The following is a 1,273-nucleotide window of genomic DNA, read 5'->3' as shown; positions in this document are numbered from 1 at the left end:
GGGTGGTGATGTGGTGGGTGAGGGTGGCGGGGGTGGGGTTTTGGAAGATGTCGCGGATGGTGAGGTTGGTGTGGAGGGTGGTGCGGATGCGGGTGGTGAGTTTGGCGGCGAGGAGGGAGTGTCCGCCGAGGTCGAAGAAGTTGTCGTCGATGGTGGTGGGGTGGGTGAGGTTGAGTGTTTGGGTGTAGAGGGTGCAGAGGATTTCTTCTTGGGGGGTGCGGGGTGGTCGTCCGTGGGTGGTGGTGGTGTGGGGTGTGGGGAGTGCTTTGTGGTCGATTTTGCCGTTGGGGGTGAGGGGGAGTTTGGGGAGGATGGTGATGTGGGTGGGGATGAGGTGGTCGGGGAGTGTGTTGCGGAGCCAGTGGCGGAGTTGGGTGGGTGTGGTGGTGGTGTGTTGGGGGTGGAGGGTGGCGTAGGCGTTGAGTTGGGTGTTGCCGGTGGTGTCGGTGGTGGTTGTGGTGGTGGTTTGGGTGATGTGGGGGTGTTGGAGGAGGGCGTTCTGTATTTCGGTGGGTTCGATGCGGAAGCCGCGGATTTTGATTTGGTGGTCGGTGCGGCCGTGGTAGTGGAGTTGGCCGTTGGGTGTGTGGTGGGCGAGGTCGCCGGTTCGGTAGAGGCGGGTGCCGGGGGGGCCGTAGGGGTTGGGGATGAAGTGGGTTGCGGTGAGGGTGGGTTGGTGTTGGTAGCCGTGGGCGAGTCCGGTGCCGGCGAGGTAGATTTCGCCGGTGACTCCGGGTGGGACGGGTTGGAGGTGGGTGTCGAGGATGTAGGTGTGTTTGTTGGTGATGGGGTGGCCGATGGGGACGGGTGTGGTGGTGGGTGTGTTGGTGGTGGGTCGGGGGATGGTGTGGGTGGTGGTGTAGCCCATGGATTCGGCGGGGCCGTATCCGTTGGTGAGGGTGAGGTGGGGGTGTTGTTGTTGGATGTGGTGGGTGTGGGTGGGTGAGGCGGGTTCGCCGCCGGTGGAGGCGTGTTGGGTGTGGGTGAAGGTGTCGGGGTGTTCGTCGACGAGGTAGTTGAAGAGGCTGGAGGAGAGTTGGAGCATGGTGATGCGGTGTTGGTGGGTGAGTTGGTTGATGAGGGTGGGTTCGGGGCGTTGTCCGGGTTGGAGTACGCAGGTGGCTCCGTGGAGGAGTGCGCCCCAGAATTCGAGGGAGAAGGCGTCCCAGGAGACGGGTGAGCACTGGAGGAAGCGTTGTCCGGGTCCGAAGGTGGCGTAGTCCTGGGCGAGTACCGTCCCGGTCAGTGCCCGGTGGGGGGTGAGGATGGCTTT

At 63.9% G+C, this 1,273-nt stretch carries 1 protein-coding gene; it reads right to left on the bottom strand.

Going from position 1 to position 1,273, the window contains the following annotated elements; genetic code table 11:
* A partial coding sequence (locus ACZ61E_RS32555; RefSeq protein ID WP_469704020.1) for a non-ribosomal peptide synthetase occupies positions 1-1,273 on the bottom strand: 1,273 nt, incomplete at both ends.

It is taken from the genome of Streptomyces sp. NPDC104581, from assembly GCF_055583685.1.
The sequence above is the reverse complement of the archived record's forward strand: the minus strand, read 5'-3'. Positions and strand labels throughout refer to the sequence as shown.